The 1,580-nt window shown below is 32.8% G+C and carries 1 protein-coding gene; it reads left to right on the forward strand.

Annotated elements, in window-relative coordinates; genetic code table 11:
- Positions 1-269: 269 nt before the first annotated feature.
- The gene (locus tag DFR54_RS13090; RefSeq protein ID WP_114290583.1) at positions 270-1,478 is read left to right on the forward strand and encodes an IS110 family RNA-guided transposase; all 1,209 of its coding nucleotides are present in this window, start codon (positions 270-272) and stop codon (positions 1,476-1,478) included.
- Positions 1,479-1,580 lie beyond the last annotated feature (102 nt).

Consider the following 1,580-nt stretch of genomic DNA (forward strand, 5'->3'; position numbering starts at 1 on the left):
CCTCGTATAGTATTATTAGAATCATTTTTTGATTCTATGTATATTCAAATCACTTTGTGTTTTAGAATTGTATTAAGCAGATAGAGGTCATCCGTCACCTCCTTGAAGCCCTGTCTTCCTTCGAAAGATTGATGCCTCTACTCTTGAGACTAGTACATGTATGAGCTAGATAGAACAACGTTTCTGAATATCTAACGAGGCTATGTCGTCCAAGAGTCATAGAGGGTAGCTTACTATCTGACAAATCCTAATGAAAGGAATTGATTTTTATGTTCTTTGTTGGTATTGACATTGGTAAAAGAAATCATGAAGTTGCTTTAGTTGATGAAAAAGGATCCCCTATTGGTAAAACATTAAGAATTACAAATACTAAAAAAGGGAGTCTGGAACTTCTTAATTTCTTTAATAAACACGATGTTAATGTTGATAATGCAATGATTGGAATGGAAGCCACAGGTCATTATTGGTTAGCTATTTATTCTTTTTTAAATGACTTAGATTTTTCAGTAACTGCTTTTAATCCTATTCAATCAGATGTTCTTCGAGATTTTTATATCAGAAAAACTAAAACTGATGCCATTGATGCTGTACTGATTGCTCAAGTAATTAGAATGGATTTGCCTGAGAAAACGTCTTTACCTACGGAAGACATCTTTCGTTTAAAACAACTGGAGCGTTTCCGATATAGTTTGGTAGATAGTTCATCTGACTTAAAGAGAAAAATTATTACTTGCTTAGATCAAGTTTTTCCAGAATATGAAAAGATTTTTTCTGATATTTTTGGTTCGTCTTCCACTGAAATCCTTCTAAATTCGCCATTACCTGAAGATATTCTTCAACTAGATACTGAGTTGTTAATTGAAACAATTCATCTAGCGAGTAAAAAGAGGTTTGGCATAGAGCGTTCTGAAAAGAAAGTAATGAAACTTAAAGAACTTGCTTCTAATTCCTTTGGAATTTCAATTGCTGCAGACGTCTTTAAACTTGAGATTCAGATAATGCTGGAACAGATTAGATTAATTGAACGGCAAATTATCCAAATTGAATCTGAAATCCATGAAATTATTGCAACACAGGACAATTACTTAACTACAATTACTGGAATTGGTGACATTACAGCTGCAGTGATTATGGGCGAAATTGGAGATATCAATCGTTTCAAAAAACCTAGTCAATTACTTGCTTTTGCCGGTTTAGACGCCTCAGTTCATCAATCTGGTGATTTCACAGGAACTAAAAACAAACTGTCTAAACGTGGGTCTCCCTATCTTAGGCGAGCCATTTGGCAAGCTGCTTTTATTGCAGCGTTTCATGACCCTGCTTTATCCATCTATTACCAAAAATTAAAACAACGTGGTAAATCACATGGTACTGCAGTTGGTGCTGTTTCAAGAAAAATGGTTAACATCATTTTTGCTGTTTGGACTCAAAACAAGCCTTATGAAGTTCATTTACCTAAAAATATAGATGTAAATTAATTTTTTTCTATTATTTTTAGGTTTATTTAAGTTGCTTAAAAATAAATATCAAAATCAAAAAGTATTTAATAACTTTCACTTGACTATTTAATAGCTAGCTTT

Origin of the sequence: Vagococcus fluvialis, from assembly GCF_003337315.1 — a bacterium.
Taxonomy (GTDB): domain Bacteria; phylum Bacillota; class Bacilli; order Lactobacillales; family Vagococcaceae; genus Vagococcus; species Vagococcus fluvialis.

Excerpts from the sequence above, each read along its gene's own strand:
- DFR54_RS13090 (WP_114290583.1), top strand. The coding sequence starts at position 270 with ATGTTCTTTGTTGGTATTGACATTGGTAAAAGAAATCATGAAGTTGCT.